This is a genomic window from Amycolatopsis sp. 3B14, from assembly GCF_050958625.1.
GTDB classification, from domain to species: domain Bacteria; phylum Actinomycetota; class Actinomycetes; order Mycobacteriales; family Pseudonocardiaceae; genus Amycolatopsis_E; species Amycolatopsis_E thermoflava.
In genome coordinates this window covers 39099-63476 of sequence record NZ_JBHZEN010000012.1, presented here as the reverse complement: position 1 = coordinate 63476, position 24378 = coordinate 39099, and the positions used below count along the sequence as shown (strand labels likewise).

Sequence of the window (24378 nt, the reverse complement as noted above, 5' to 3'; positions counted from 1 at the left end):
GGTCTGGTTCGATGGTCGGTGTTGTTGCGTTGCCGGCTTGCGTTTTCGGGTGGTGCTGAGTCATTTCGGGTGGTGCTGGGTCAGCTGACCCAGCGGCCCACTACCGACAGCAGCCACAGGCCGATGAGCGTCGCCGCGAAGAGGAGGCTTGACCAGCGCAACAGGGGGCGGTAGTCGCCGTCTGCGGTGCGTACCCGGCGGAGCGCGTAGAACCCCACGCCGAGCACCGGGAGCGGGATCAGGGGCAGCGCCGACAGGCGCACGGGGGCGGCTACCACGCACGCCAGCGTCATCAGCCCGAGCAGCACCAGCATGACCTTGAACAGGACCGGACTGCTCAGGTACGGCGCGACCACCCGGAAGGTCAGGTCGCTGATGCCACGCACATCGTCCCGCCCCTCCGGAACGACGGTGTCCCCGGCCGCGTCGGCCGGAGCGGTGCCCTCGCCGGCACCCGAACGGGGACCAGCCCCCTCCACGCTCATCCGGCTAGCTTAGCGAGCGTGGAGGAGCTGCCTTCACGCAGATCAGGCCGTTTTCTCGCCGCGTTCGCTGCTGCGCCGCCGGGACGGCTGCCGCGACACGATCGTGGGATTGACGTTCTCGCGGACCGTCTGCTCCGTGATGACGACCTTGGCGACGTCGGTGCGGCTCGGGATGTCGTACATCACCGGCTGCAGCACCTCTTCCATGATCGCGCGCAGGCCACGGGCGCCGGTGCCGCGCAGGACCGCCTGGTCGGCGATGGCTTCGAGCGCCGTCTTGGTGAACTCCAGCTCGACGTTGTCCATCTCGAAGAGCTTCTTGTACTGCTTCACCAGGGCGTTGCGCGGCTCGGTGAGGATCCGGACCAGCGAATCCTTGTCCAGGTGCGTCACGTTCGCCACGACCGGGAGACGGCCGATGAACTCCGGGATCAGCCCGAACTTGATCAGGTCCTCGGGCATCGTGTCGGAGAAGACGTCGCTCTCCTCGATCTCGGCCTTCGTGCGGATCTCGGCGCCGAAGCCGAGGCCGCGCTTGCCGACCCGCTCGTTGATGATCTTCTCCAGGCCCGCGAACGCGCCCGCCACGATGAACAACACGTTCGTGGTGTCGATCTGGATGAACTCCTGGTGCGGGTGCTTGCGCCCACCCTGGGGTGGCACCGACGCCGTCGTGCCCTCCAGGATCTTCAACAGCGCCTGCTGCACACCCTCACCGGACACGTCCCGGGTGATCGACGGGTTCTCCGACTTGCGGGCGATCTTGTCGACCTCGTCGATGTAGATGATGCCCGTCTCGGCGCGCTTGACGTCGTAGTCCGCGGCCTGGATCAGCTTCAGCAGGATGTTCTCGACGTCCTCGCCGACATACCCGGCCTCGGTCAGCGCCGTGGCGTCCGCGATCGCGAACGGCACGTTCAGCATCTTGGCCAGGGTCTGCGCGAGGTAGGTCTTGCCGCAGCCGGTGGGCCCCAGCAGCAGGATGTTGGACTTCGCCAGCTCGACCGGCTCGTCCTTGGCGTCCTTCGGACCGGTCTTGTCCTCGGACTGGATGCGCTTGTAGTGGTTGTACACCGCCACGGCGAGCGTCCGCTTCGCGTCGCTCTGGCCGATGATGTACTGGTCGAGGAACTCGTGGATGTCGAGCGGCTTGGGCAGCTCGTCGAGCTTGACGTCGCCGGCCTCGGCCAGCTCCTCCTCGATGATCTCGTTGCACAGGTCGATGCACTCATCGCAGATGTAGACGCCAGGTCCGGCGATGAGCTTCTTCACCTGTTTCTGGCTCTTCCCGCAGAAAGAACACTTCAGCAGGTCCCCGCCGTCGCCGATCCGTGCCATGACCGTTGACCTGTTCCCCTCCGGTGCGCCTGCCGGCACACCTGATCGTGTTCCTGCCCTCGCCGCCGAGCCAGCGGGAAAAATGGCCGCTGCCCCTAGACGGTACCCGCCCGGAGCGCCGCGCGGGAGGACCAGCGGGCGCCGGGCGCCCCGAGACCCTAAACCGGAGGCCGGGGCGCGCCGGGTAGGACACGCACCGGCCGGGTCAGAGTCCCGGGGCCGGGCCTCAGCCGATCTGCGTCGCCTTGCGGTACGGCAGCACCTCGTCGATGATGCCGTACTCCTTGGCCTGCTCGGCGGTCAGGATCTTGTCGCGCTCGATGTCCGCGCGGACCTCGTCGGCGGTCTTGTTCGTGTGCTTGGACAGCGTGGTCTCCATCAGGCGGCGCACCCGCTGGATCTCGTTGGCCTGGATCTCCAGGTCCGAGACCTGCCCGTAGGTGCCCTCGGTGGCCGGCTGGTGGATCAGCACGCGGGCGTTGGGCAGCGCGAGCCGCTTGCCCTTGGTGCCCGCCGCCAGCAGGACCGCGGCCGCGGAGGCGGCCTGGCCCAGCGCGACGGTCTGGATGTCCGGGCGCACGAACTGCATGGTGTCGTAGATCGCCATCAGCGAGGTGAACGAGCCACCCGGCGAGTTGATGTAGATCGTGATGTCGCGGTCCGGGTCCTCGTGCTCGAGGTGCAGCAGCTGGGCCATCACGTCGTTGGCCGACGCGTCGTCCACCTGCACACCCAGGAAGATGACCCGCTCCTCGTACAGCTTGTTGTACGGGTTCGACTCCTTCATGCCGTAGCTCGTGCGCTCGACGTACGACGGCAGGATGTACCGGGACTGCGGAAGCTGGAAGTTGTTCATGAGAGCTTTCTCCTCATCAGGCCCGGTCAGCGGCTGCCGTTGCTGGACGGGAGCTGGTTCTCCCGGGTGAGGACGTGGTCGACGAAGCCGTACTCCCGCGCCTCCTCGGCGGTGAACCAGCGGTCCCGGTCGCCGTCGGCGATGATCTGCTCGACCGACTGACCGGTCTGCTCGGCGGTGATCCGGGCCAGCTCCTGCTTCCACTTGCCGAAGACCTCGGCCTGGATCGCGATGTCGGACGCGGTGCCACCGACACCGGCCGACGGCTGGTGCATCAGGATGCGCGCGTGCGGGAGCGAGTAGCGCTTCCCGGGGGCGCCCGAGGACAGCAGGAACTGCCCCATCGAGGCGGCCAGGCCCATCGCGTAGGTCGCCACGTCCGGCTCGATGAGCTGCATCGTGTCGTAGATGGCGAACCCGGCGGTCACCGAGCCGCCCGGCGAGTTGATGTAGAAGCGGATGTCCGACTCGGAGTCCTCCGCGGACAGCAGCAGGAGCTGCGCGGTGATCCGGTTCGCCACCTCGTCGTTGACCTCGGAGCCGAGGACGACGATGCGCTCCTGGAGCAGCCGCTCGTACACCGAGTCGGTCAGATTGAGGCCCGCGGTCGAGCTGCGAGCCTCTGCCTTGTGCTGCGTCACGTCTGCCTGCCTTTTCACCGCTGTGGCCCTCCCGGAGGGAGATCCACTGTGCACTGTCGAAGATGCTGAGATCTTGTAACCGACCCTAACGAACTCGGGCGGCCCGGCATGCCCGGTACCGCCCAAGTTCGCTGACAGCTTTATTTCTCGGAAGCGGCCGCGGGTTCCTCGGTGACCTCGGTCTCAGTGGCGGCCGCGGGGGCCTCGTCCTCGTCGCCGCCGAAGAGGTCGCTCAGGTCGATCTCGGCGCCGGAGGCGTCGGTGACCGTCGCCTTGCGCACGATCGACGCCAGTGCCTTGCCGCGGCGCACGTCGGCGAAGATCGCGGACAGCTGGCCCGACTGCTGGGCCCGCTGCACGTACTCGTCCGGGCTGATGCCGAAGCGCTGGGCCTGGTAGATGATCCGCTCGGTCAGCTCGGCGTCACCCACCTGGACCTCCTCCGCGTCGGCGACGCTGTCCAGCAGCAGCTGGGTGCGCACCGCCTTCTCGGCCTCGGTCTGCAGCTCGGCGTGGAACTCCTCCAGGGTCTTGCCCTGGGTCTCCAGCACCTTGGCGAGGTTCTCCTCGCTGTGGTCCAGGTCATGGATCGCGTCGTGCTTGCGGTTCTCGACCTCGGCCTCGACGACCTTCTCCGGCAGCGGGACGTCGACGGACTCCAGCAGCTCGTCCAGGATCTTGTCGCGGGCCTGCACGCCCTGCTGGACCTTCTTCATCTTGGCCAGGCGCTCGCGCAGGTCGGCCTTGAGCTCGTCGATGGTGTCGAACTCGCTCGCCAGCTGGGCGAACTCGTCGTCGGCCTCGGGGAGCTCGCGCTCCTTGACGCTCTGCACGGTCACCGACACCTCGGCGTCGCGGCCGGCGTACTCACCCGCCACCAGCTTGGTGGTGAAGGTCTTGGTCTCGCCCTCGTTCGCGCCGATGATGGCCTCGTCGATGCCGTCGACCAGCTGGCCGGAGCCGATCTCGTAGGACAGGCCGCTGGTGGCCGCCTCCTCGACCTCCTGGCCGTCGACCGTGGCCGACAGGTCGATCGACACGAAGTCGCCGTCCTGGGCGGGACGCTCGACGCCCTTCAGCGTGCCGAAGCGGGCGCGGAGGTTGTCCAGCTCGGCGTCGACCTCCTCGTCGGTGACCTCGACGTCGTCGACGCTGACCGACAGGCCGCTGAAGTCGGGGAGGGTGATCTCCGGGCGGATGTCCACCTCGGCGGTGAACTCCAGCACCTCACGGTCCTCGAGCTTGGTGACCTCGAAGTCCGGCTGGCCGAGGGTGCGCACCTCGCCGGCCCGCACCGCCTCCAGGTACTTCGCCGGGATGGCCTCGTTGACGACCTCATCGAGCACCGGCGCGCGGCCGATCCGGCTCTCCAGGACGCGAGCGGGCACCTTGCCGGGGCGGAAGCCCGGGATGCGGACCTGCTGGGCGATCTTGGAGTAGGCGCGGTCGAAGTTCGGTTTGAGTTCGTCGAACGGCACCTCGACATTGATCTTGACTCGCGTCGGGCTGAGCTGCTCGACGGTGCTCTTCAACGTGTTCTCCTCGAGCCGTGAAAACCTGGTTTTCGGGTGGTAGCCGACAAGCGGGCACGGCAGTGCCCAAAGGCCGAGTCTAGGCCAGCGACCGGACAGCACCGGCCCGGCCCTGCCTGCCAGGCGGTGAGCTACGGGCGCGTGCTCTCCGTTTACATTTGGGGACGCTTTGTCTACCGTCTTGGTCCTGCCGTCCCGCCGTCCCCAGGAGCCCGGTTCGTGACAGCCGATGCCCAGGTCCAGGGCGTTCCGCAGGTCGTGGCGGAACCCCCGACGCGCCTGCCGATGGTGGTGGCGCCGACCGTCGCGCTCGCCGCCTGCGGGCTGGGCCTGTGGAGCTGGGCGACCCTGCTCGCCCTGGTCTGGCACTCACCGGCGTGGGCGACCGTGCCGCTGCATACCCTCGCCGTGGTCGCCCTGTTCACCGTGCTGCACGAGGCCGCGCACCACGCCGCGGGCAGCCTCACGTGGGTGAACGGGGCGCTCGGCCGCGTGACGGTGCCGTTCGTGTCCCCGTTCGGCGGCTTCCCCGCGGCCAGGTATGTGCACCTCACCCAGCACCGGTCCGGGTCGCCGGAGCACCTCACGCCGTGGAACACGCGCGGCCCGGCGTGGACGCTGCCGCTGCGCTGGGCCACCGTGGACCTCTGGTACGCGTGGCGCTACCTGTCCACGCCGAGGCGGCCGACGGCGGAGAGCGCCGAGACGCTCGGGATGCTCGTGTTCCTGCCGTGCGTGCTCGCGGCCGTGGTGGGCACCGGGCACGGGTGGGAGCTGGCGGTCGTCTATCTGGTGCCGCAGCGGCTCGCGCTCGCGCTGGTGTCGTGGTGCCACGACTGGCGCCCGCGGCGGCGGCCGACCGGATACCACCGGATGCACGCCGAGCGGCCCGGCCGTCCGTTCTACCGCTACACCGCGATCCCGCTGCCGCGGTCGCCGGAGTCCGCGGCGCCCGCCACCGAGGCGCCGTCGGAGTTCCACCCGCTGACCGTCACCGGCGTGCGCTCGCTGACCGGCGAGGCCGTCGCGGTCACCCTCGCCGTGCCGGACGGGCTGCGCGAGGTGTTCCGGTTCGCGCCCGGACAGCACCTCGTGCTGCGCGCCGAGATCGACGGCGAGCCGGTGGAGCGCAGCTACGCGATCTGCGCGTGCCCGGACGAGCCGGAGCTGCGGGTGGCGATCAAACGGGTGCCCGGCGGCCGGTTCTCCGGGTACGCCATGGGATTGCGGCTCGGCGACCGGGTGCTGGCGCGGCCGCCGTCCGGGACGTTCACGCTGCGCTCCGAACCGCGGCACGTGGTGGCCGTCGCGGCGGGATCGGGGATCGCGCCGGTGCTGCCGGTCGTGGTGCACCTGCTGGAGAAGTCACCCCGCAGCCGGGTGACGCTGCTGTACGTGAACCGGTCCGGGGACGACACGCTGTTCGCCGACGAGCTGTCGGAGTACGCGCGCCGCTTCGAAGGGCGGCTGCGGGTGACGCACTACCGGACCGACGAGCGCGACCCGAGCCTGCGGTACGCGCGCGGGACGCGGCCGTTCGACAGCATCGGCCAGGCGCTGGCGATCTCGTACGAGCGGTACCTGCCGGGCGGGCTGGACCCGGGGCGCATCCGGGGGCTGCTGGAGGCGCGCCTGCACCCGTCGAAGGTGGACGAGTGGCTGCTGTGCGCGCCGCCCGAGGTCGCCGGGCCGGTGCGGTCGGCGCTGGCGGAGCACGCCGTGCCGGACGACGCCGTGCACGTGGAGCACTTCCACCGGCCCTGACCGTCATTCGCAAAGCGTCCGGACGGTATCCAGCTCACCACGCACGACCGAAGCCTGCTCGGCGACGACCGTCTCCGGTGTGCCGTCCGGGAAGAACATCGTGAACTGGTACTCGGCGCCCTCGCCGTTGGGCAGCACGCGGGTGTAGACGCCGGCGTCCGGGTTGTCGGCGGCGAAGAAGTCGACGGTGCCGTGTTCCCGTGACGCGCGGACGCGCACGCGCGTGGCGTCCACGCCGGGCGCCCACTTCGGCAGCCGGCTGGGGTCGGACACGAGGTCGAAGACGGTCTGGGGCGTGGCGGCGATCGAGATGGACTCGGTAATCGTAGGCATGAGCAGATCGTACGCGCTTGCTTATCATCTTGTCACTCTACGATTCGGTGCGTGGCAGAACTCGGCGCTTCGCTGGCGCGCATCGTGCGGCGGTTGATGAAGGCGGAGGAGCCCGTGCTGCGCGCGCACGGGCTCTCCATGTGGGCGTACGCGGCGTTGTCGAGCCTCGCCGCGCAGCCGGCGACCTCACAGCTCGCGCTGGCGAAGGCCATCGGTTACGACAAGACCCGGCTGATCGGCCTGCTCGACGAGCTCGCCCAGGAGGGCCTGGTGGTGCGCGAACGCGACCCGGCGGACCGCCGCTCGCACACCGTGCGCCTCACGCCGGACGGCGAGGCCCGGCACGCCGCGGCGCGGGCCGACATCCGCGCCGTGGAGGACGAACTGCTCGGCCCGCTGAGCGCCGCCGAGCAACGCTCGTTCCGCGCGATGCTGGCCCGCGTGGCGGAGGGGGCCTAACGCCGGTCCAGGAGGATCAGCGGCACGGCGGCCGCGGCCAGGGCGGCGCCGATCCAGCACACCGCGCCGAGCGGGGCGCCTCGCGTGAGCGCGGCCGCGGCCAGTGCCGGGGTGATGCTGATTCCCAGCTGGAACGCCGACACGGTGGTGGCGCCGGCGAGGGTCGGCGCGCCGGCCGCGACGGTGAAGACGCGCCCGTAGATGGCCGGGTTCAGCACGAACGCCGCGACGCCGAGCAGGAAGACCAGCGGCACCACCGCCCAGCCGTGCCCGACGGCGGCGGCCACCGCCACCGAGAGCACCACGATCGCGGCAGCGCCGGTCAGCAGCGCCAGGTGCGGGCGGCGGTCGGACACCCGGCCGCCGATCGACAGCCCGCCGAACGCCCCGATCCCGAACAGCGCGAGTACCGCGGGGACCCACACCTCGGGCACGGTGAGCATGGCCGCCAGGTAGTTGAACGTGATCATGTAGGCGGCGGTGGTGAGGATCGTGATCGCGAGCAGGCCCCACAGCGCCGGTTTCCGCATAGTGGCCAGTTCGCCCGCAACGCTGGGCCTGCTCGCGCGGTCGGGCGTGTCGGGGATGCCGAGCAGGCAGCCGGCGATCCCGGCCAACGTCAGGGCCACCACTGCCCAGAACCCGCCGCGCCAGTTCGTGAAGTGGCTCAGCAGCGTGCCCGCGGGCCCGCCGGCGACCATCGCGACGCTGAGCCCGCTCACCACGACCCCGGAGGCCCTGGCCTTCCGGTCCGGCGTCACGAGGCTGACCGCGGTCACCGACGCGACCGCGAAGAAACCGGCGTAGGCGACGCCCGCGACGACCCGCGTGGCCACGAGGACGGGGTAGTCGCCGAGCAGCCCGGCGGCGATGCTCGCGGCGAAGACGCCCTGCGTCACCACCAGCGTCGCGCGACGCGGCCAGCGGAGGCTGAGCACCGCGAACGGCGGCCCGCCGAGCACCACACCGAGCGCGAACGCGGTGATCAGGAACCCCGCCGACGACAACGGGACGCCCAGGTCGCCTGCCACCGCCGGCAACACCCCGGCCAGCAGGAACTCCGCCGTGCCCATCGCGAACAGGCTGAAGCCGAGCAGGTACACCCCTGCGGGCAGGCGGTTCCGGGTCCGCCTGCCGACCATCATCTCCATTCGGATCACCTCCACCGCGAGGATCCGGAGACCCGCCCGGCCTCGACAACAGACGTTGCCGAAACCGGGACGCCTTGGTTCACTGCGTCCGTGGAGTCGCAACCGACCATCGGCGCCGTCATCGAGCAGATCGCTCCCCGGCTGCGGCGCGCCCGGGAGCGGAAGAACATCAGCCTGACCGCGCTGTCCCGCGCCACCGGCATCTCGACGAGCACGTTGTCGCGGCTGGAGTCGGGTCAGCGCAAGCCGAGCCTGGAGCTGCTGCTGCCGGTCACCGCCGCGCTGGGCGTGCCGCTCGACGAGATCGTCGCCGCGCCCCGGATCGTCGACCCGCGGGTGCCGCAGGAGCCGACCCGGAAGGACGGCAGGGTGCTGATCCCGCTGTCCCGGCAGCAGAGCGAACCGCGGGCGTACAAGATGATCATCCCGGCGCACGACGAGGAACCGCACCTGCGCACCCACGCGGGCCACGAATGGCTTTACGTGCTGCGCGGACGGCTCCGCGTGCAACTGGGCGGCAAGGACTTCGTGATGGGCCCCGGGGAGGCCGCCGAGTTCGACTGCCAGACCCCGCACTGGTTCGGCGCGGCCGGCCGCGGTGGCGTCGAGGTGCTGAGCCTGTTCGGCAAGCAGGGTGAGCGCATCCACCTGCGCACCCGGGCGCGTGGTTGACGGTCAGGCCCGCGCCCCGCTCGACCGTGCCCGTGTGGGGACGGTGCGCGGACAGCGCAATGGCGCGCCATGCGCGCCGCAGACGGTCAAGGGCGGCGCGCCCCGCTCCACCCACGCCCCAACCATGCGCCAACCGACGCCGAGTCGTGCCGCGCGAGCCCTCGCCAACGATGCGCCCGGCGGCCGGCGGGCGCGCCGGTCGTCCCGTCGATCAGCGCCACGCCGGTTTCGACGGCCAGCGCACTAGCCCGCGGGACCGACAGCCCCGCAAACTCCGGGACCGGCCACTCAGGCTGGTAGTTCAGGTTCCGCGACACCCCGCCCATCCGGCGAAGCTAGCGGCGCAGCCGCAAAGCCAGCGTCGGGCAGAGGCGGGCCGCTCGTTCGGCGTGCGGGACCAGTCCGGGTGGCACCTCGGGCTCCCGGCCGGGCGGCACCGGGTAGCCCCACGGGTCCCGGTCCAGCAGTTCGGGCAACAGCTCGGTGCACAGGCCCCGGCCGTCGCACGCGGTCCAGTCGATGTGCAGGCGCACGGTCATCTCCTCGCAACACATTCCCCGCGCCCGTGGCGCGCGATCTCGTCGGCGAACATCCGCACCGTGCTGCGCACGAAACGCGCCGTCCCGTCCGGGTGGTGGCACGCGCCCCGGCCCTCGACCAGCGACGCCAGCGCACCGGCGCCGCGCGCGAGCTCCGCGTCCCCGGCGGCCAAGCCGGACAGCACCCCGGCCAGCGCGGGCAACCCGTTGCGGCACGGCCCGCACTGACGCGCGCTCTCCCCCGCCAGGTAGTCCCCGATCCGCGCCGCCGCCTGCAATCCGCAGTCCGCGGCGCCGAGCGCGACCACAACCCCGGCGCCCAGCGAGCCGGCCGCGGCCCTGGACAGCGTGACGTCCGGCGCCATCCACGCCCCGTGGTAACCGCCCACCAGGACCGCCCGCAGCGGGCCCGCTCCCCCGGCCTTGTCCAGCAGCACCGGCAGCGGCGTGCCGAACGGCACCTCGTACACGCCCGGCGACCGCACCGCGCCGCCGACGGTCGCGAGGAACGTGCCCGGCTCGTCGGCCGTGCCGCGCGACCGGAACCACGCCGGGCCGTACCGCACGATCTGCGCGACGTGCGCCAGCGTCTCCACGTTGTGCACCAGGTATCCACTGTGGACAGCCGGGCGCAGCCGGTCGGCGGGCACCGCGCGGCGGCCCTCGACCGCGGCGATCACCGCGGACTCCTGACCGGCCAGGAAGGTCTCCGGCGCGACGACGACCCGGACCGCCCGCGCGTCCCACTCCCGCCGCTCGGCCAGCGCGGTCCGCACCGCCATCGCGCTGCGGGGCGAGACGTAGCAACACACCTCCCGGGCGCCGGCCGCCTCCGCGACCAGCTGCAGCCCGTCCAGGACGAGGTGCGGCGCCACGCTGAGCAGGGTGTGGTCCTTGCGGCTGGCCGGTTCGCCCTCGGCGCCGTTCGCGATCACCACCCCGCCGGGCTTCATCCCGGCCAGCTTGCGCGCCGCCGGGAACCCCGCGCCGCCGCGGCCGGTCAGCCCCGCCGCGGCCAGGTCACCGACCACGTCCCGCCCCCACGGGATCGGCCCGTTGCGGCTCTCGTGCGCCGCCAGGTCCGGGGCCGCCGCTTCGAGCACTGTCATGACACCAGTTCCTTCCGCGTGAACCGCCACCCCGCCGCGCCGAGCACCGCGGCCACGCACACGGCGGCGACCGCGAGGAACCACGCGCTGAACGCGTCGGTGCCGGTGCCCAGCGAGTGCGCCACCGCGACCGGCCACATCGCGTAGGCCAGCCAGTGCACCGCGCGCCACGTCCACCTGCCCAGCCGCTGCCGCAGCAGGCTCGTGACGACCAGCGCGACGAGCAGGTCCAGCGCGACGGTGCCCAGCCCCTGCCAGAACGGCCGGTAGTCGCCCGCGAACGGCACGACGAGGTCGAAGATCCGCAGCTGCGCGTACGGGTCGAACAACAGGAGCCCGACGTGCAGCGCGAGGAACACCACCGACAGCAGGCTCGCGTTGCGGTGCACCTCGGTGACCGCGAACCGCGGCAGCCCGGCGACCGGTTCGCCGCGCCGGGTCAGGATCCCCAGCACGACGCTGACCGTGACCAGCACCAGCGCCACCACCCCGCTGCCACGCCCGAAGTCCCACAGCGCATCGGTGCTCATGCCGGCCAGCCGCCCAGCACACGCACCTCGCCGTCGCACGCGACCAGCCGGGCGGGCACCCTTAGGTCACGCAGCCAGCCCAAGGCCTCGCCACCGCGGACGAGCGCCGCCGTGGTGCAGGTGTTCGCGTCGACGCAGCGGTCGGCGACCACCGTGACACTGCGCCAGATCCGCTCGACCGGCTGGCAGGTGCGCGGGTCGAGGACGTGGTGCAGCAGCCGCCCGCCACGCAACCAGCTGCGGCTGCGCGTGCTGGACGTCGCCATCGCCGCGCCGGACGGCAGCACCACCGTGCACGCCGGGTCGTCCGGCTGGTCCTGCACGTGGATGCGCCACCCGCCGGGCGGTGCGGCGCCCGCGGTCGCCAGGTCGCCGCCCAGTTCGACGAGCACGCCGGTGCCGAGCCGGCCCGCCGCGTGCCGCGCGGCGCGGTCGGCGGCCAGCGCCTTCGCGGTCGCACCCAGGTCGACGCGGACACCGGGCGGGATGAACAACCGCCGTCCCGCCAACCGGATCCGTTGCCAGCCGGGCGCGGGCCGCACCTCCACCGGCACAGCCGCGCCTTCCGCGGGCAACGGCAGCGAGCGGTCGTAGCCGAGCTGCGCGAGCGCCTCGCCGAGCGTCGGGTCGACGTCACCACCGGTGCGCCTGGCGGCCTCCAGCGCGGCACCCATCAGCTCGGCCAGCAGCTCGCTGACCTCGACCTCCTCCCCCGCCGCCTCGACCGCGGCCAGTTCGGACGGCCGGAACCGGCTGCACGCCCGCTCGACCTCGCCGAGTTCGGACTCGACGACGAACCGGGCCTCGGCCAGCGCGGCCGGGTCGGTGACGACCACCCGCGCCGTCGTGCTCCACACCGGCCACTCGGCCACCGTCGCGTCGTGGACCAGTGTCATCACGAACCTCCCGACTGCGCGTGCGCCTGCCCGCTGCCCTGCGACAGGTCCCCGCCGCTGAAGCCGGGCACCGTCGCGCTGTCCGAAGTGGACTCCACCGTCGCCGACGCCTCGTGCACCGTGCCCGCGACCGCGGTCACCCCGGCGACTCCCGCGACGGCGAGGCCGACCGTCAGCCAGCCTGCCCGCCGCGCACCGCTCTCCCGCGCGTCCACGTCAGTTCGACCCCGAGTCCGAGGTGCCGTCGTCGCGGCGCGGCATCACGCCCTGCTGGCCGCCGCCCGCGCCGCCCGGGCCCGCCTGGGCAGTGCCCTCGGTCAGCGTGTCGGCGGTCGCGGTGTCGCCGGACACCGACGCCACGACCGTGACGGTGTCGCCGGTGGCGATGCTGCTGAGGTCGGCGTTGTCGCCGACCGCGGTGTCGCTGTCGATCGTGTAGGTCTTGGTGTAGCCGTCGTCGCTCTTGGCGGTCAGCGACGTCGCGCTGACCTCGGTGACGGTGCCGATCTGCATCAGTTCGGTGGTGTAGCCGCCGTTGCCGTCGGCGACGACGTACTCGCCGTGCAGCGCGTTCACCATCGCGCTCGCCGAACCGCCGCCGGGCATCCCCATGCCGCCGCCCGGCCCGCCCTGACCCATCGCCGACGAGTCGGTCGAGCCGCTCGCCGCGTAGATCGCCACGCCACCCGCGCTCGCGACGCCGACCGCGATGGCGACCGCGGCGACGGTCTTGCGCGCGGACCACTTCCGCGGCGGTTGCTGGGCGCCCCATTCCTGGGACTGCGGGACGGTCTGCTGTTCCGTGGTCATCGTGGGTTCCTCTCGCCGGTGCGTCGAGGACCAGCTTCGGCGGCTCCGCTGTGGACCGACTGTGGGACGGGTGAAGGATTCCTGTGCCCGGGCGGACACAGCCGCCTCACAGGGACGGCACAAGCACCACACACGAACCCGACGGATCGTCGTGGCATGAACCTGCCCCACCCCGCCCACCGGCGGGCCGGGACGCGACCGCGGCGCGTCCGCCCGCTGCGGACCAAGCTGATCGCGGCGCTCGTCGCGCTGCTCGCCGTCGTGTGCCTGGTGGTGGGCGTGATCAGCGAGTTCGCGCTGAGCAGGTTCCTCACCCAGCAGGTCGACACGCAGGTGCGGGACGCGGTCGAGCGGACCCGGCACTTCGACGGGCCCGCCGGGGACGATCCACTGCACATCCCGGGCACCGCGGAGGGCACGCTGTACGCGCAGCTGGCCGGCGGCCGGGTGCTCGAAGCGGCCACCCTCGCCCCCATCCCCGGCTCCCCGGAGAACGAGGCGCAGGCGCTGCCTGCCGCCGACGCCGCGGCCCTGCTGGCGACCCCGGTCGACGGCCACGCCCACACGATCTCGCTGTCCGGCGGCGACTACCGGGTCATCGCGACCATCGACGACGGCGTCGTGCTGGTCCTCGGCCTGCCGATGGACCAGGCCGAGGACACCCTGCTGACCGTCGGGATCATCCTCGCCGCGGTCGCCGCGATCGCCGTGCTGGGCGCGGGGTTCGTCGGTGCGTTCGTCGTGCGCCGCACGCTGCGCCCGCTCGACCGCGTGGCCGCGGCGGCGTCCAAGGTCACCGAACTCCCCCTGGACCGCCGCGACGTCGCGTTGTCGGTGCGCGTACCGGTCACCGACACCGACCCCTCCACCGAGGTCGGCCAGGTCGGCTACGCGCTGAACCGGATGCTCGTGCACATCGACAACGCGCTCGACGCCCGCGCGAACAGCGAGATGCGGGTGCGCCAGTTCGTCGCCGACGCCAGCCACGAACTGCGCACCCCGCTCGCCGCGATCCGCGGGTACGCCGAGCTGACCCGGCGCAGTGGCGGCCGCGTGCCGCCGGAGATCGCGCACGCGATGAGCCGCGTCGAATCCGAGGCCGACCGCATGACGACGCTGGTCGACGACCTGCTGCTGCTCGCCCGGCTGGACGCGGGCCGCCCCCTCGACGCCGGCGAGGTCGACCTGACCCGCCTGGTCGCCGACGCCGTCGGCGACGCGCACATCACCGGGCCCGGGCACCGGTGGCGGCTCGAACTGCCGCCCGACCCGGTCGTGGTGACCGGCGACGCACAGCGCCTGCACCAGGTGCTCGGCAACCTGCTCGCCAACGGCCGCACGCACACCCCACCCGGCACGACGGTGACCACGCGGCTGAGCGTGTCGGCGGACGGCAGCGCGGTCCTGACCGTCACCGACGACGGCCCCGGCATCGCGCCCGCCCTGCTGCCGCACGTCTTCGAACGCTTCGCGCGCGGCGACTCGTCACGCTCCCGCGCGGCAGGCAGCACCGGTCTCGGCATGGCCATCGTCGCCGCGGTGGTGCACGCGCACCACGGCACGGTCGGCGTGCACAGCAGACCCGGCCGCACCGAGTTCGAGGTGCGGCTGCCACGCACAGGTTCCACACAGGAACGCCACAACGACGGCCAAGCTCGCGCGGTCACAGTGACCTCATGACGGCCCTCGCCGAGCGCGGCTCCGCACCCTCGCCCCCCGAACCCGCCGATCCGCACCCGCCCCGTCCGGGGTGGGTGCGCCCGGCGCTGGGCGGGCTGCTGATCGCCACCGCCGTGCTCTACCTGTGGGGGCTGAGCGCGTCCGGCTGGGCCAACGCGTTCTACTCGGCCGCGGCGCAGGCCGGCGGGGAGAGCTGGCAGGCGTGGTTCTTCGGATCCAGCGACGCGGCGAACGCGATCACCGTCGACAAAACACCCGCCGCCCTGTGGGTGATGGGCCTGTCGGTGCGGCTGTTCGGGCTCAGCTCGTGGAGCATCCTCGTGCCGCAGGCGCTGATGGGCGTCGGCTCGGTGTGGGCGCTGTTCGCCACCGTGCGCCGGGTGTCCGGGCCGACGGCGGGTCTGCTGGCCGGGGCGGTGCTCGCGCTGACCCCGGTGGCCGCGCTGATGTTCCGCTTCAACAACCCGGACGCACTGCTGGTCCTGCTGCTCGTGCTCGGCGCGTACTGCGTGGTGCGGGCGCTGGAAAAGGCGTCCCCGAAGTGGCTCGCGCTGGCCGGGGTCGCGGTCGGGTTCGGTTTCCTGGCGAAGATGCTGCAGGCGTTCCTGGTGCTCCCGGCGTTCGCGATCGCCTACCTCGTCGCCGCGCCCACGTCGCTGGGCAAGCGGCTGCTGCACCTGCTCGGCGCGCTGGGCGCGGTGGTCGTCTCGGCGGGCTGGTACCTCGCGGTCGTCGAGCTGTGGCCGGCGGACTCGCGGCCGTTCATCGGCGGGTCGCAGAGCAACAGCATCCTCGAACTGACCCTCGGCTACAACGGCGTCGGCCGGATCACCGGCGACGAAGTCGGCAGCCTCGGCGGCGCGCAGAGCAGCGGCAGCTGGGCGCGGCTGTTCGGCAGCGAGATGGCGGGCGGGATCGCCTGGCTGCTGCCCGCCGCGGCGATCGCGCTCGGCGCGCTCGCGTGGCTGACCTGGCGCGCGCCGCGCACCGACCGGACACGCGCCGCGACGATCCTGTGGGGCGGCTGGCTGGTCGTCACCGGCGGCGTGTTCAGCTTCATGAGCGGGATCATCCACCCCTACTACACGGTCGCGCTGGCCCCGGCGGTCGCCGCGCTCGCCGGCACCGGCGCGGTCCGGTTGTGGCGGGCGCGGGCGCACCCGATCGCGTCCGGGCTGTTGTCCAGCGGTGTCGTGCTCACCGCGCTGACCGGGTACCTGTTGCTGACGCGGGAATCCACCTGGCTGCCCTGGCTGAAGTACGTGGTGCTGCTGCTCGGGCTGGCCGCCGCGGTGCTGGTCCTGGTATCCGACCGGCTGCCGCGCTCCGGCGCCCGCGGGGTCGCGGCGCTGGCCCTGATCGCCTCGCTGCTCGGGTCCGGTGCGTACACGGTGGCGACCGCGGCCACACCGCACTCCGGCGCGATCCCCTCGGCCGGGCCGAGCAGCGGCGGGTTCGGCGGCTTCGGCGGCCAGGGCGGCCCGCCCGGTGGTGGTCAGCGCGGCGGGATGCGCGGCGGCGTCGGCAACCTGCTCACCACCACGACACCGAGCGCCGAGATGACCGCGCTGCTGCAGGCCGACGCGGAGAACTACACGTGGGTCGCGGCCACCGTCGGCTCCAACCCGGCGGCGAGCTACCAGCTGGCGTCCGGCTTCCCGGTGATGGCACTGGGCGGGTTCAACGGCACCGACCCGTCCCCGACGCCGGCGCAGTTCCAGCAGTACGTGGCGGACGGGCGGATCCACTACTTCGTCGGCGAGCCCACCGAGATCAACAGAACCGGCGGCAGCGACGCGGCCGAGGAGATCGCCGAGTGGGTGGCCGCGAACTTCACTTCGACCACTGTGGACGGTGTGACCGTGTACGACCTGACTTCCTAGTCGCCACAAGGCTTCTTCAAAGTCCCGGCACAGCACGCGCCGCGACCGTGGAGGCATGACAGTCACGATCCCCGCGGCCGGCCCCGGCACGACCCGCATCGACACCCGGACAGCCGACCCGGTCCTCGATGTCGTCATCCCGGTCTACAACGAGGAAACCGACCTGGAGCCGTGCATCCGCCGGCTGCACGCCCACCTGACCACCTCCCTCCCCTACCGCTTCCGCATCACCGTCGCCGACAACGCGAGCACCGACACCACCCTGCAGGTGGCCGAGCGCCTCGCCCGCGAGTTCGCCGAGGTCGAGGTGCGCCACCTGGACCTCAAGGGCCGCGGGCGGGCGCTGAACGCCGTATGGTCCACTTCGGACGCACCGGTCGTCGCCTACATGGACGTCGACCTGTCGACCGACCTGGCCGCGCTGGCGCCGCTGGTCGCCCCGCTGATCTCCGGGCACTCGGACGTCGCGATCGGCTCGCGGCTGGCCCGCGGCGCGCGCGTGGTGCGCGGCCCCAAGCGCGAGTTCATCTCCCGCTGCTACAACCTGATCCTGCGCGGCGCGCTCGCCGCGAAGTTCACCGACGCGCAGTGCGGCTTCAAGGCGATCCGGTCCGACGTCGCCCGGCAGCTGCTGCCGCTGGTCGAGGACACCGGCTGGTTCTTCGACACCGAGCTGCTGGTGCTCGCCGAGCGCGCCGGGCTGCGCATCCACGAGGTGCCGGTGGACTGGGTGGACGACCCGGACTCCTCGGTCGACATCGTCGCGACGGCGACCGCCGACCTCAAGGGCGTGGCCCGCATGCTGCGGGCGTTCGCCAAGGGCACGCTGCCGATCAGCGACCTGCGCGCGCAGCTGGGCCGCCACCCGATCGGCGTGTCGGCGCCCGGGGTGCCGCCGCGGCTGGCCACACAGCTGGTCCGCTTCGCCGCGATCGGCGCCGGCAGCACGCTCGCCTACCTGGTGCTGTTCCTGCTGCTGCGCCTCGGCATGGGCGCCCAGCTCGCCAACTTCCTGGCGCTCGGGGTCACCGCCGTCGCCAACACCGCCGCCAACCGCCGGTTCACCTTCAGCGTGCGCGGCGCGAAGGGCGCGGGGCGGCACCAGTTCGAAGGCCTGATCGTGTTCGGGCTCGGACTCGTCCTGACCAGCGGCTCGCTCGCGCTGCTGACCGGGCTCACCGCGCCCGGGCTCGCGCTCGAACTGACCGTCCTGGTGCTGGCGAACCTCGCCGCCACCGTCCTCCGGTTCGTCCTGCTGCGCGGCTGGGTGTTCCACCCGCGCCGGCAGAGCTGACTCCTCCGAGAGAAAAGAGATCCGAGATGACCAGCGTCCTGACCGAGCCGGCCCGCACCGGGCCGCGGCACCGGGCCGAGGATCCCGCCGGCTCCCCGCCCGGCGGCCGGATGCGCCGGCTCCTGCGCGGGCCGTCGAACCAGCCCGCCTGGGTGCGGACCGCGGTGCTCGCGCTGCTGGCCGCGACCGCGGTGCTCTACCTGTGGAACCTGACCGCATCCGGCTACGGCAACAGCTTCTACGCCGCCGCGGTCCAGGCCGGCACCCAGGACCTGAAGGCCTGGCTGTTCGGCTCGCTGGACTCCGGAAACTCGATCACCGTCGACAAACCGCCCGCCGCGCTGTGGGTCGCGGTGGCGTTCGCGCGGATCTTCGGCTTCTCCAGCTTCACTGTCCTGGCGCCGCAGGCGCTGATGGGGGTCGCCTCGGTCGGGCTGCTGTACGCGACCGTGAAGCGCACGTCCGGACCCGTCGTCGGGTTGTTCGCGGGCGCCGTGTTCGCGCTCACCCCGGTGGCCGTGCTGATGTTCCGGTTCAACAACCCGGACGCGCTGCTGGTGCTGCTGCTCGTCGCGGGCGCGTACGGCACGGTGCGCGCCACCGAGAAGGCGAGCGGCAAGTGGCTGGCGCTCGCCGGTGTCGCGATCGGGTTCGCGTTCCTGACCAAGATGATGCAGGCGTTCCTGGTGCTGCCGGCGTTCGCGCTGGTGTACCTGGTGGCCGCGCCGGCCTCGCTGCGGCGTCGCCTGCTGCACCTGCTCGGCGCGCTCGTCGCCGTCGTCGTGTCGGCCGGGTGGTACGTCGCGCTGGTGGAGATCTGGCCCGCGTCTTCGCGGCCCTACATCGGCGGTTCGACGACCAACAGCCTGCTGGAGCTGGCGCTCGGCTACAACGGCCTGGGCCGGATCTTCGGCGGCGACGGCAACCTGGGCGGGGGCGGCGGCACCGGGTTCGGCGGCAGCACCGGCGTGTTCCGGATGTTCAACTCCGCCTTCGGCGCCGAGATCTCCTGGCTGCTGCCCGCCGCGGCGCTCGGCCTGGTCGCCGGGCTGTGGTTCACCCGCCGCGCGCCGCGCACGGACAAGACCCGGCTGTCGCTGCTGCTGTGGGGCGGCTGGCTGGTCGTGACCGCGGGCGTGTTCAGCTTCATGAGCGGCACCGTCCACCCGTACTACTCGGTGGCGCTCGCCCCGGCGATCGCCGCGCTGGTCGCGATCGCGGGCAGGGCGCTGTGGCAGGGCCGGGCGAACTTCGCCGCTCGCGCGGTGCTGGCCGGCCTGGTCGCGGTGACCGCGGTGTGGGACTACATCCTGCTCGCCCGCACCCCGGACTACCTGCCATGGCTGAAGTTCGTGGTCGCCGCGCTCGGGCTGCTCGTGTCGACCGGGCTGCTGGCCGGGGTCACCCAGTTCCGGCGGATCGGCGCCGTGCTGGTCACCGCCGCGGTGCTGGTGTTCGGGCTCGGCGGCGCGGCCTACGGAGTGACCACCGCGAGCGTCGCGCACAGCGGCTCGACCCCGGCGTCCGGCCCGGGCACCAGCGCGATGGGCGGCATGGGCCCGGGCAGGGAGTCGTCCTCGGCGGAACTGGCGACGCTGCTGTCGCAGACCACGACCAAGTGGGCGGCGGCGGTCAGCGGGTCACAGCAGGCCGCGAGCCTGGAACTGGCCACCGGCAAGGCCGTCATCGCGATCGGCGGCTGGGACGGCAGCGACGCGTCGCCGACGCTGGAGCAGTTCCAGGCTTACGTCGCGGCCGGCGAGATCAAGTACTACATCGCCGACGGGCAGGGCATGCGCGGCTCCGGTGAGACGTCGTCCAGCGAGATCCAGGCGTGGGTCGAGGCCAATTTCACGGCCACGACGATCGGGGGCACCACGGTGTACGTGCTGAGCTGACTCATAGCCCGGCTTCACGCCGATCTCAGCCTGAGCACAGGCGGGCGGTCGACAGTGGAGGTACAACAGCACGAAGGAGGCCACCATGCACCGCCTCACCTCCAGCCCCGTGTGGGCCACCGCGACCGCCCGCGGCCCGCGTTCGGTGAACGCCGACGCCACCGCGGCCTACACCGACCCGAGCACCGGGGAGGTCGTGTTCGCCCTCGCCGACGGCGTGGGAGACGAGCAGAGCGCCGCGCGGGCCGCCCAGGTCGCCGTCGCCACGGCCGTCCAGGTGCCCGCGTCGCAGGGGCCGGCTGCCGCACTGGCCGCCGCGCAGCGGGCGGTCCGCGCCGAGCCGGCCGGCGACTGCGTCCTGGTGGTCGCGACGCCTGTCGATGGCGGTTACCGCGTCGGGTGGGTCGGCGACGTGCGGGCCTACGCCTGGGACGGCGACTCGCTGCGCCAGCTGACCAGGGACCACACGCTGGCGCAGTACTTCCGCGACCGTGGCCAGGTGCCCACCCCCAGGATGGAGCACCTGGTCACGACCAGCGTGCGGACGGCGCGCCCCGAGGAGTTCGGCCACGCCGTCGCGGTCGGTCCGGCGGGGCTGCTGCTGACCAGCGACGGCGTCCACAAGGTCCTGACCCGCGCCGCGATGGCCGAACTGCTGCGCGTGCCGTCGAACAGCGCACACGCCCTGGTGGACGCCGTGCTGGCGGCGGGCGGCCACGACAACGCGACCGCGCTGATGGCCGACCTGGCGCCCGCACTGCCCGACCTGACCACCACCCCGCTGCCCACCGTCACCCCCGCCTGACAGGATCTCCGGATGACCACCGAGATCGTCGTTCCCGACCAGGCCTTCGTCGAGCGGCTGCTGGAGGAGATGGGGCTGGAGTACGGCCTCGACGAGGACGGCGATCTCGGCGCCCCGTGGGAGCACTTTCGGATGTACTTCGTGTTCCGCGGCGCGGACGAGGGACGGACCTTCGCCGTGCGCACTTTCTACGACCGCCGCCACGCGATCGAGGCCAAACCGCACCTGCTGGAACTCCTCGACGACTGGAACCGCCGCACGCTGTGGCCGAAGGTGTACAGCCACACCGGCGACGACGGCGCGGTGACCCTGATCGGTGAGGCGATGATGCTGATCGGCGCCGGCGTCACGGTGGAGCACTTCGTGACCACCACCGCCACCTGGATCCACGCGTCCGTCGAGTTCGACACGTGGCTCGTGGAGCAGCACCGCCTGCTCACCGACGAGACGTAGCACCGTCACCCGCGGACCGGTGGCACCGCGTTGCCGCGGATCACCTCGGCGTAGAAGTGGGCGCTGCGCTTCATGGTGCGGGCCTGTGTCCGGTAGTCCACGTGCACCAGCCCGAATCGCTTCGAGTAGCCCTCCGCCCACTCGAAGTTGTCCAGCAGCGACCAGTACGAGAACCCCCGCAGGTCGACCCCCTGCGCGAGCGCGGCGTGCGCCGCCCGCAGGTGGGCGGCGAGGAACTCGACCCGTTCGACGTCGTCGATCCAGCCGTCCGGCCGCACGGAGTCGTCGTAGGCCGCACCGTTCTCTGTGACGTACAACGGCACCGCCGGGTACTCGCGGTGCACCCGCACGAGCGTCTCGGTCAGCCCCTCCGGCTGCACGAACCACCCCGAGTGGGTCACCGAGGCCGCCGTGTCGGGCACGAACCCGATCCCGTCCGCGCCCACCCACTCCAGCCCGCCCGGCTCGACCCCCGGCCGCAATGTGCCGGTGACCTCGTAGCCGCGGTAGTAGTTGATCCCCATCTGGTCGATCGGCGCCCCGATCAGCGCCAGGTCCCCGTCCCGCACGCAGGCGCCGAGACCGAACGGCTCCAGGTCCGCCAGCAGGTCCTCCGGGTACCGCCCGCGCAGCACCGGGTCGAGGAACAGCCGGTTCTGCAACCCGTCCACCCGCCGCGCCGCGTCACGGTCCGCCGCCGACGACGGGTCCTCCGCCCGCACCGGGTACAGGTTCAGCGTGATGCCCGCCTGCGCCCGCGGCGCGTGCCTGCGGATCTCGGCGAGGCCGAGGCCGTGCGCGAGCAGCAGGTGGTGCGCCGCCGCGACCGCCGCGCGCGGCTCCTGCCTGCCCGGCGCGTGAATGCCCTTGGCGTAGCCCAGAAACGCCGAGCACCACGGTTCGTTCAGGGTGGACCAGAACGGCACCCGGTCGCCCAGCCGCTCGGCGGCCGAGGCGGCGAACTCGGCGAACCGGTGGGCGGTGTCGCGCGCGGCCCAGCCGCCGCGCTCCTCCAGCGCCTGCGGCAGGTCGAAGTGGTGCAGCGTCGCCCACGGCGTGATCCCCCGCTCCAGCAACGAGTCCACCAGCCGCTCGTAGAAGTCCAGCCCAGCCGGGTTGACCGCGCCGCCGTCCGGGCGCACCCGGGACCAGGCCAGCGAGAACCGGTACACCCCGAGCCCGAGCTCGGCCATCAGCGCGACGTCGTCCCGGAAGCGGTGGTAGTGGTCGGCCGCCGGCTCCCCCGTGTCACCGCCCGCGACCGCGCCCGGACGGCGGCAGAACGCGTCCCAGATCGAGTCGGTGCGACCGTCCACAGTGGTCGCCCCCTCGATCTGGAAGGCCGCCGTGCTGACCCCCCACGCGAACCCGGGCGGGAACTCCAGCCCGGCGGTGACCTCTTCACCCAGAACCGACATGCTCACCCTTTCACCGCGCCCTGCATGATCCCGGACACGATCTGGCGCCCGAGCAGCAGGAAGACGATCAGAACCGGAATGGTCGCCAGCGTGGTCCCGGCCAGCACCAGCGAATAGTCGACGTAGTGGCCGCTCTGCAGCTTCTCCAGCGCCACCTGCACGGTGGGGTTGCCCGCGTCGAGCACGATCAGCGGCCACAGGAAGTCGTTCCACGACATCATGAACGTGAACATCGCGAGCACCGCGGCCGCCGGGCGGATCGCGGGCAGGCAGACGTGCACGAAGGTCCCGAACACGCTGCACCCGTCCACCCGCGCGGCCTCGATCAGCTCGTACGGCACGGCGTCCACGATGTACTGGCGCATCCAGAACACCCCGAACGCGGTGACCAGGTTCGGCACGATCACCGCCTGCAGGTGCCCGGCCCAGCCGAGGTCGGACATCATGATGAACAGCGGGATCACGCCCAGCTGCGTGGGCACCGCGAGCGTCACCACGATGAACACGAACAGCCCGTTCGAGCCGCGGAACCGCATCTTGGCGAAGGCGAACCCGGCGAGCGCCGAGAACAGCACGGTCGTCAGCGTCACCGTGCCTGCCACGATCAGGCTGTTGCCCAGCGCCTTCCAGAACGGCACCGCGTCGAACACGCGGCTGGCGTTGGCCCAGAAGTTCCCGCCCGGCAGCAGCGGCGGCAGGTGGTCCGACAGCATGCCGGTGTCGCGGCTGGCCACCAGGAACGACCAGTAGAACGGGAACAGCGAACCCGCGACGAACGCGATCAGCGTGGCGTAGACGAAGAAGCGCGACCCGCCGCGCCCGCGCGGGAATATCCGTACGGTCATCGTTTCAGTCCCGTCGTCGCGGCGACCCGCCGGGTGATCAGGAAGTTGACCAGTGCGATGAGGACGATCAGCAGGAACAGCAGCCACGCGATCGCCGAGGCGTAGCCGAGGTCGAAGCCCTCGAACGCCGACTGGTACAGGTACAAGGTCAGGGTCTGGAACTGGTGCTGCGAACCGCCGTTGTTCGACCCGGGCATGGCGTCGAACAGCTTGGGCTCGGTGAAGATCTGCAGCCCGCCGATCGTCGAGGTGACCACCACGAAGATCAGCGTGGGCTTCAGCATCGGCAGCGTGATCGAGAAGAACCGGCGGACCGCGCCGGCACCGTCGACCACCGCCGCCTCGTACACGTCCCGCGGCAGCGCCTGCATCGCCGCCAGCACGATCAGCGCGTTGTAGCCGGTCCAGCGCCAGTTGACCATCGTGGCGATCGCCAGGTGGCTGGCGAATCGGTTGGCCTGCCACTCCACCCGGTCCAGCCCCACCGCCTCCAGCATCGCGTTGACCAGGCCGTACCGCGGGCCGAACAGGTTCGCGAAGATGATGCCGAGCGCGACCAGGCTGGCCGAGTAGGGCAGCAGGATCCCGACCCGCCAGCTCGCCGGGAAGCGCAGCCGCAGCGACAGCAGCGCCGCGAGCAGGATCGCGATCACCAGCTGCGGCCCGCTGGAGAGCACGAAGATCGAGATCGTGTTGACGACCGCGTTCCAGAACTGCGCGTCGCCCAACAGCGTCACGAAGTTCTCCAGCCCGATGAACTTCGGGTCGTCGTCGCCGATCTCCCAGTCGAACAGCGACACGTAACCCGTGTAGAGCAGGGGGAACAGGCCGGTCAGGCCGAACACCACGAAGAACGGCGCGATGTAGAGGTACGGCGAGAACCTGACGTCCCAGCGCGACAACCGTTGCCGCAGCGTCGGTCTCACCGGTTCCGGCGGCACGTCCTGCCGCGGTGGTTTTTCGGCCACACTGGTCATCGGCCCGTTC

General features: G+C 72.0%; 25 protein-coding genes. 9 read left to right on the top strand and 16 right to left on the bottom strand.

Going from position 1 to position 24378, the window contains the following annotated elements; all coding sequences use genetic code 11:
• Positions 1 to 80 precede the first annotated feature (80 nt).
• The 5 genes from ACCP09_RS07845 to tig form a co-directional block, all read right to left on the bottom strand.
• Complete coding sequence (locus ACCP09_RS07845) at positions 81 to 485, bottom strand: hypothetical protein (protein WP_027931693.1); 405 nt, start codon at positions 483 to 485, stop codon at positions 81 to 83.
• A 42-nt stretch (positions 486 to 527) separates the two neighbouring features.
• Positions 528 to 1823, bottom strand: a complete 1296-nt coding sequence (gene clpX / locus ACCP09_RS07840) for an ATP-dependent Clp protease ATP-binding subunit ClpX (RefSeq protein WP_027931694.1) — start codon at positions 1821 to 1823, stop codon at positions 528 to 530.
• A 226-nt stretch (positions 1824 to 2049) separates the two neighbouring features.
• A complete protein-coding gene (locus ACCP09_RS07835; RefSeq protein ID WP_020420754.1) occupies positions 2050 to 2679 on the bottom strand; it encodes an ATP-dependent Clp protease proteolytic subunit in 630 nt (209 codons plus the stop codon).
• A 26-nt stretch (positions 2680 to 2705) separates the two neighbouring features.
• Entirely contained in the window at positions 2706 to 3320 is a 615-nt protein-coding gene (locus ACCP09_RS07830) for a ClpP family protease (RefSeq protein ID WP_020420753.1), read from the bottom strand.
• A gap of 140 nt (positions 3321 to 3460) precedes the next feature.
• Positions 3461 to 4852 (bottom strand): trigger factor, encoded by a 1392-nt coding sequence (gene tig, locus ACCP09_RS07825; RefSeq protein WP_020420752.1) that lies wholly within the window; start codon positions 4850 to 4852, stop codon positions 3461 to 3463.
• A gap of 219 nt (positions 4853 to 5071) precedes the next feature.
• Here tig and ACCP09_RS07820 point away from each other — a divergent pair, with 219 nt between their 5' ends.
• Entirely contained in the window at positions 5072 to 6616 is a 1545-nt protein-coding gene (locus tag ACCP09_RS07820; RefSeq protein ID WP_433744483.1) for an FAD-binding oxidoreductase, read from the top strand.
• A 3-nt stretch (positions 6617 to 6619) separates the two neighbouring features.
• Here the strand turns inward: ACCP09_RS07820 and ACCP09_RS07815 are convergent, their stop codons facing one another.
• Entirely contained in the window at positions 6620 to 6949 is a 330-nt protein-coding gene (locus ACCP09_RS07815; RefSeq protein WP_123683394.1) for an SRPBCC family protein, read from the bottom strand.
• A 51-nt stretch (positions 6950 to 7000) separates the two neighbouring features.
• Between ACCP09_RS07815 and ACCP09_RS07810 the strand changes: the two genes are divergently transcribed.
• Positions 7001 to 7408 carry a MarR family winged helix-turn-helix transcriptional regulator gene (locus tag ACCP09_RS07810; RefSeq protein WP_027931698.1) on the top strand — a complete coding sequence of 136 codons (408 nt, stop codon included), beginning with the start codon at positions 7001 to 7003 and terminating at the stop codon, positions 7406 to 7408.
• On the opposite strand, the gene ACCP09_RS07805 is transcribed toward ACCP09_RS07810, so the two are convergent.
• Positions 7405 to 8559, bottom strand: coding sequence for an MFS transporter (locus ACCP09_RS07805; protein WP_433744478.1), 1155 nt, complete (start codon positions 8557 to 8559; stop codon positions 7405 to 7407). The genes ACCP09_RS07810 and ACCP09_RS07805 overlap by 4 nt on opposite strands.
• Positions 8560 to 8649: 90 nt before the next feature.
• On the opposite strand from ACCP09_RS07805, the gene ACCP09_RS07800 reads away from it, so the two are divergent.
• Positions 8650 to 9231, top strand: a complete 582-nt coding sequence (locus tag ACCP09_RS07800) for a helix-turn-helix domain-containing protein (protein ID WP_433744475.1) — start codon at positions 8650 to 8652, stop codon at positions 9229 to 9231.
• A gap of 335 nt (positions 9232 to 9566) precedes the next feature.
• Here the strand turns inward: ACCP09_RS07800 and ACCP09_RS07795 are convergent, their stop codons facing one another.
• The 6 genes from ACCP09_RS07795 to ACCP09_RS07770 are packed head-to-tail and all read right to left on the bottom strand — an operon-like array spanning position 9567 to position 13115.
• A complete protein-coding gene (locus ACCP09_RS07795; RefSeq protein WP_228684870.1) occupies positions 9567 to 9764 on the bottom strand; it encodes a ferredoxin in 198 nt (65 codons plus the stop codon).
• 2 nt (positions 9765 to 9766) lie between these two features.
• A complete protein-coding gene (locus ACCP09_RS07790) occupies positions 9767 to 10879 on the bottom strand; it encodes an NADH-ubiquinone oxidoreductase-F iron-sulfur binding region domain-containing protein (protein ID WP_433744472.1) in 1113 nt (370 codons plus the stop codon).
• The gene (locus tag ACCP09_RS07785; protein ID WP_433744469.1) at positions 10876 to 11409 is read right to left on the bottom strand and encodes a ferric reductase-like transmembrane domain-containing protein; all 534 of its coding nucleotides are present in this window, start codon (positions 11407 to 11409) and stop codon (positions 10876 to 10878) included. Before ACCP09_RS07785 ends, ACCP09_RS07790 begins: the two co-directional genes overlap by 4 nt.
• Positions 11406 to 12305, bottom strand: coding sequence for an FAD:protein FMN transferase (locus tag ACCP09_RS07780; RefSeq protein ID WP_433744466.1), 900 nt, complete (start codon positions 12303 to 12305; stop codon positions 11406 to 11408). Before ACCP09_RS07780 ends, ACCP09_RS07785 begins: the two co-directional genes overlap by 4 nt.
• On the bottom strand, positions 12305 to 12520 hold the full coding sequence (locus ACCP09_RS07775) for a hypothetical protein (RefSeq protein ID WP_378365966.1): 216 nt from the start codon (positions 12518 to 12520) through the stop codon (positions 12305 to 12307). Before ACCP09_RS07775 ends, ACCP09_RS07780 begins: the two co-directional genes overlap by 1 nt.
• 1 nt (position 12521) lies before the next feature.
• A complete protein-coding gene (locus ACCP09_RS07770; RefSeq protein ID WP_433744463.1) occupies positions 12522 to 13115 on the bottom strand; it encodes a hypothetical protein in 594 nt (197 codons plus the stop codon).
• Positions 13116 to 13271: 156 nt separating this feature from the next.
• Here ACCP09_RS07770 and ACCP09_RS07765 point away from each other — a divergent pair, with 156 nt between their 5' ends.
• From ACCP09_RS07765 to ACCP09_RS07740, 6 genes are all read left to right on the top strand, one after another.
• Positions 13272 to 14795, top strand: a complete 1524-nt coding sequence (locus ACCP09_RS07765) for a sensor histidine kinase (protein WP_378332811.1) — start codon at positions 13272 to 13274, stop codon at positions 14793 to 14795.
• The gene (locus ACCP09_RS07760) at positions 14792 to 16678 is read left to right on the top strand and encodes an ArnT family glycosyltransferase (protein WP_433744459.1); all 1887 of its coding nucleotides are present in this window, start codon (positions 14792 to 14794) and stop codon (positions 16676 to 16678) included. Before ACCP09_RS07765 ends, ACCP09_RS07760 begins: the two co-directional genes overlap by 4 nt.
• Before the next feature lie 55 nt (positions 16679 to 16733).
• Positions 16734 to 17972: a glycosyltransferase gene (locus tag ACCP09_RS07755; protein ID WP_433744456.1), complete on the top strand. Its 1239-nt coding sequence runs from the start codon at positions 16734 to 16736 to the stop codon at positions 17970 to 17972.
• Between the two features lie 26 nt (positions 17973 to 17998).
• Positions 17999 to 19870 carry an ArnT family glycosyltransferase gene (locus ACCP09_RS07750; RefSeq protein WP_433744454.1) on the top strand — a complete coding sequence of 624 codons (1872 nt, stop codon included), beginning with the start codon at positions 17999 to 18001 and terminating at the stop codon, positions 19868 to 19870.
• 85 nt (positions 19871 to 19955) lie between these two features.
• Positions 19956 to 20675 (top strand): PP2C family protein-serine/threonine phosphatase, encoded by a 720-nt coding sequence (locus tag ACCP09_RS07745; RefSeq protein ID WP_027931710.1) that lies wholly within the window; start codon positions 19956 to 19958, stop codon positions 20673 to 20675.
• Positions 20676 to 20687: 12 nt separating this feature from the next.
• A complete protein-coding gene (locus ACCP09_RS07740; protein ID WP_051362751.1) occupies positions 20688 to 21128 on the top strand; it encodes a YbjN domain-containing protein in 441 nt (146 codons plus the stop codon).
• 5 nt (positions 21129 to 21133) lie between these two features.
• Here ACCP09_RS07740 and ACCP09_RS07735 read toward each other — a convergent pair whose 3' ends face one another.
• Genes ACCP09_RS07735 through ACCP09_RS07725 form a run of 3 tightly spaced genes read right to left on the bottom strand, consistent with a single transcriptional unit; the run spans position 21134 to position 24368 of the window.
• Entirely contained in the window at positions 21134 to 22546 is a 1413-nt protein-coding gene (locus ACCP09_RS07735) for a GH1 family beta-glucosidase (protein WP_433744449.1), read from the bottom strand.
• 2 nt (positions 22547 to 22548) lie between these two features.
• The gene (locus ACCP09_RS07730; protein ID WP_123683405.1) at positions 22549 to 23391 is read right to left on the bottom strand and encodes a carbohydrate ABC transporter permease; all 843 of its coding nucleotides are present in this window, start codon (positions 23389 to 23391) and stop codon (positions 22549 to 22551) included.
• Positions 23388 to 24368, bottom strand: a complete 981-nt coding sequence (locus ACCP09_RS07725) for a carbohydrate ABC transporter permease (protein WP_027931713.1) — start codon at positions 24366 to 24368, stop codon at positions 23388 to 23390. Before ACCP09_RS07725 ends, ACCP09_RS07730 begins: the two co-directional genes overlap by 4 nt.
• Positions 24369 to 24378 lie beyond the last annotated feature (10 nt).

Excerpts from the sequence above, each read along its gene's own strand:
- ACCP09_RS07735 (WP_433744449.1), bottom strand. The coding sequence starts at position 22,546 with ATGTCGGTTCTGGGTGAAGAGGTCACCGCCGGGCTGGAGTTCCCGCCC.
- ACCP09_RS07730 (WP_123683405.1), bottom strand. The coding sequence starts at position 23,391 with ATGACCGTACGGATATTCCCGCGCGGGCGCGGCGGGTCGCGCTTCTTC.
- ACCP09_RS07755 (WP_433744456.1), top strand. The coding sequence starts at position 16,734 with ATGACAGTCACGATCCCCGCGGCCGGCCCCGGCACGACCCGCATCGAC.
- ACCP09_RS07835 (WP_020420754.1), bottom strand. The coding sequence starts at position 2,679 with ATGAACAACTTCCAGCTTCCGCAGTCCCGGTACATCCTGCCGTCGTAC.
- ACCP09_RS07760 (WP_433744459.1), top strand. The coding sequence starts at position 14,792 with ATGACGGCCCTCGCCGAGCGCGGCTCCGCACCCTCGCCCCCCGAACCC.
- clpX (WP_027931694.1), bottom strand. The coding sequence starts at position 1,823 with ATGGCACGGATCGGCGACGGCGGGGACCTGCTGAAGTGTTCTTTCTGC.
- ACCP09_RS07790 (WP_433744472.1), bottom strand. The coding sequence starts at position 10,879 with ATGACAGTGCTCGAAGCGGCGGCCCCGGACCTGGCGGCGCACGAGAGC.
- ACCP09_RS07815 (WP_123683394.1), bottom strand. The coding sequence starts at position 6,949 with ATGCCTACGATTACCGAGTCCATCTCGATCGCCGCCACGCCCCAGACC.
- ACCP09_RS07780 (WP_433744466.1), bottom strand. The coding sequence starts at position 12,305 with ATGACACTGGTCCACGACGCGACGGTGGCCGAGTGGCCGGTGTGGAGC.
- ACCP09_RS07765 (WP_378332811.1), top strand. The coding sequence starts at position 13,272 with ATGAACCTGCCCCACCCCGCCCACCGGCGGGCCGGGACGCGACCGCGG.
- ACCP09_RS07845 (WP_027931693.1), bottom strand. The coding sequence starts at position 485 with ATGAGCGTGGAGGGGGCTGGTCCCCGTTCGGGTGCCGGCGAGGGCACC.
- ACCP09_RS07725 (WP_027931713.1), bottom strand. The coding sequence starts at position 24,368 with ATGACCAGTGTGGCCGAAAAACCACCGCGGCAGGACGTGCCGCCGGAA.
- ACCP09_RS07785 (WP_433744469.1), bottom strand. The coding sequence starts at position 11,409 with ATGAGCACCGATGCGCTGTGGGACTTCGGGCGTGGCAGCGGGGTGGTG.
- ACCP09_RS07745 (WP_027931710.1), top strand. The coding sequence starts at position 19,956 with ATGCACCGCCTCACCTCCAGCCCCGTGTGGGCCACCGCGACCGCCCGC.
- ACCP09_RS07750 (WP_433744454.1), top strand. The coding sequence starts at position 17,999 with ATGACCAGCGTCCTGACCGAGCCGGCCCGCACCGGGCCGCGGCACCGG.
- ACCP09_RS07805 (WP_433744478.1), bottom strand. The coding sequence starts at position 8,559 with ATGGAGATGATGGTCGGCAGGCGGACCCGGAACCGCCTGCCCGCAGGG.
- ACCP09_RS07740 (WP_051362751.1), top strand. The coding sequence starts at position 20,688 with ATGACCACCGAGATCGTCGTTCCCGACCAGGCCTTCGTCGAGCGGCTG.
- ACCP09_RS07770 (WP_433744463.1), bottom strand. The coding sequence starts at position 13,115 with ATGACCACGGAACAGCAGACCGTCCCGCAGTCCCAGGAATGGGGCGCC.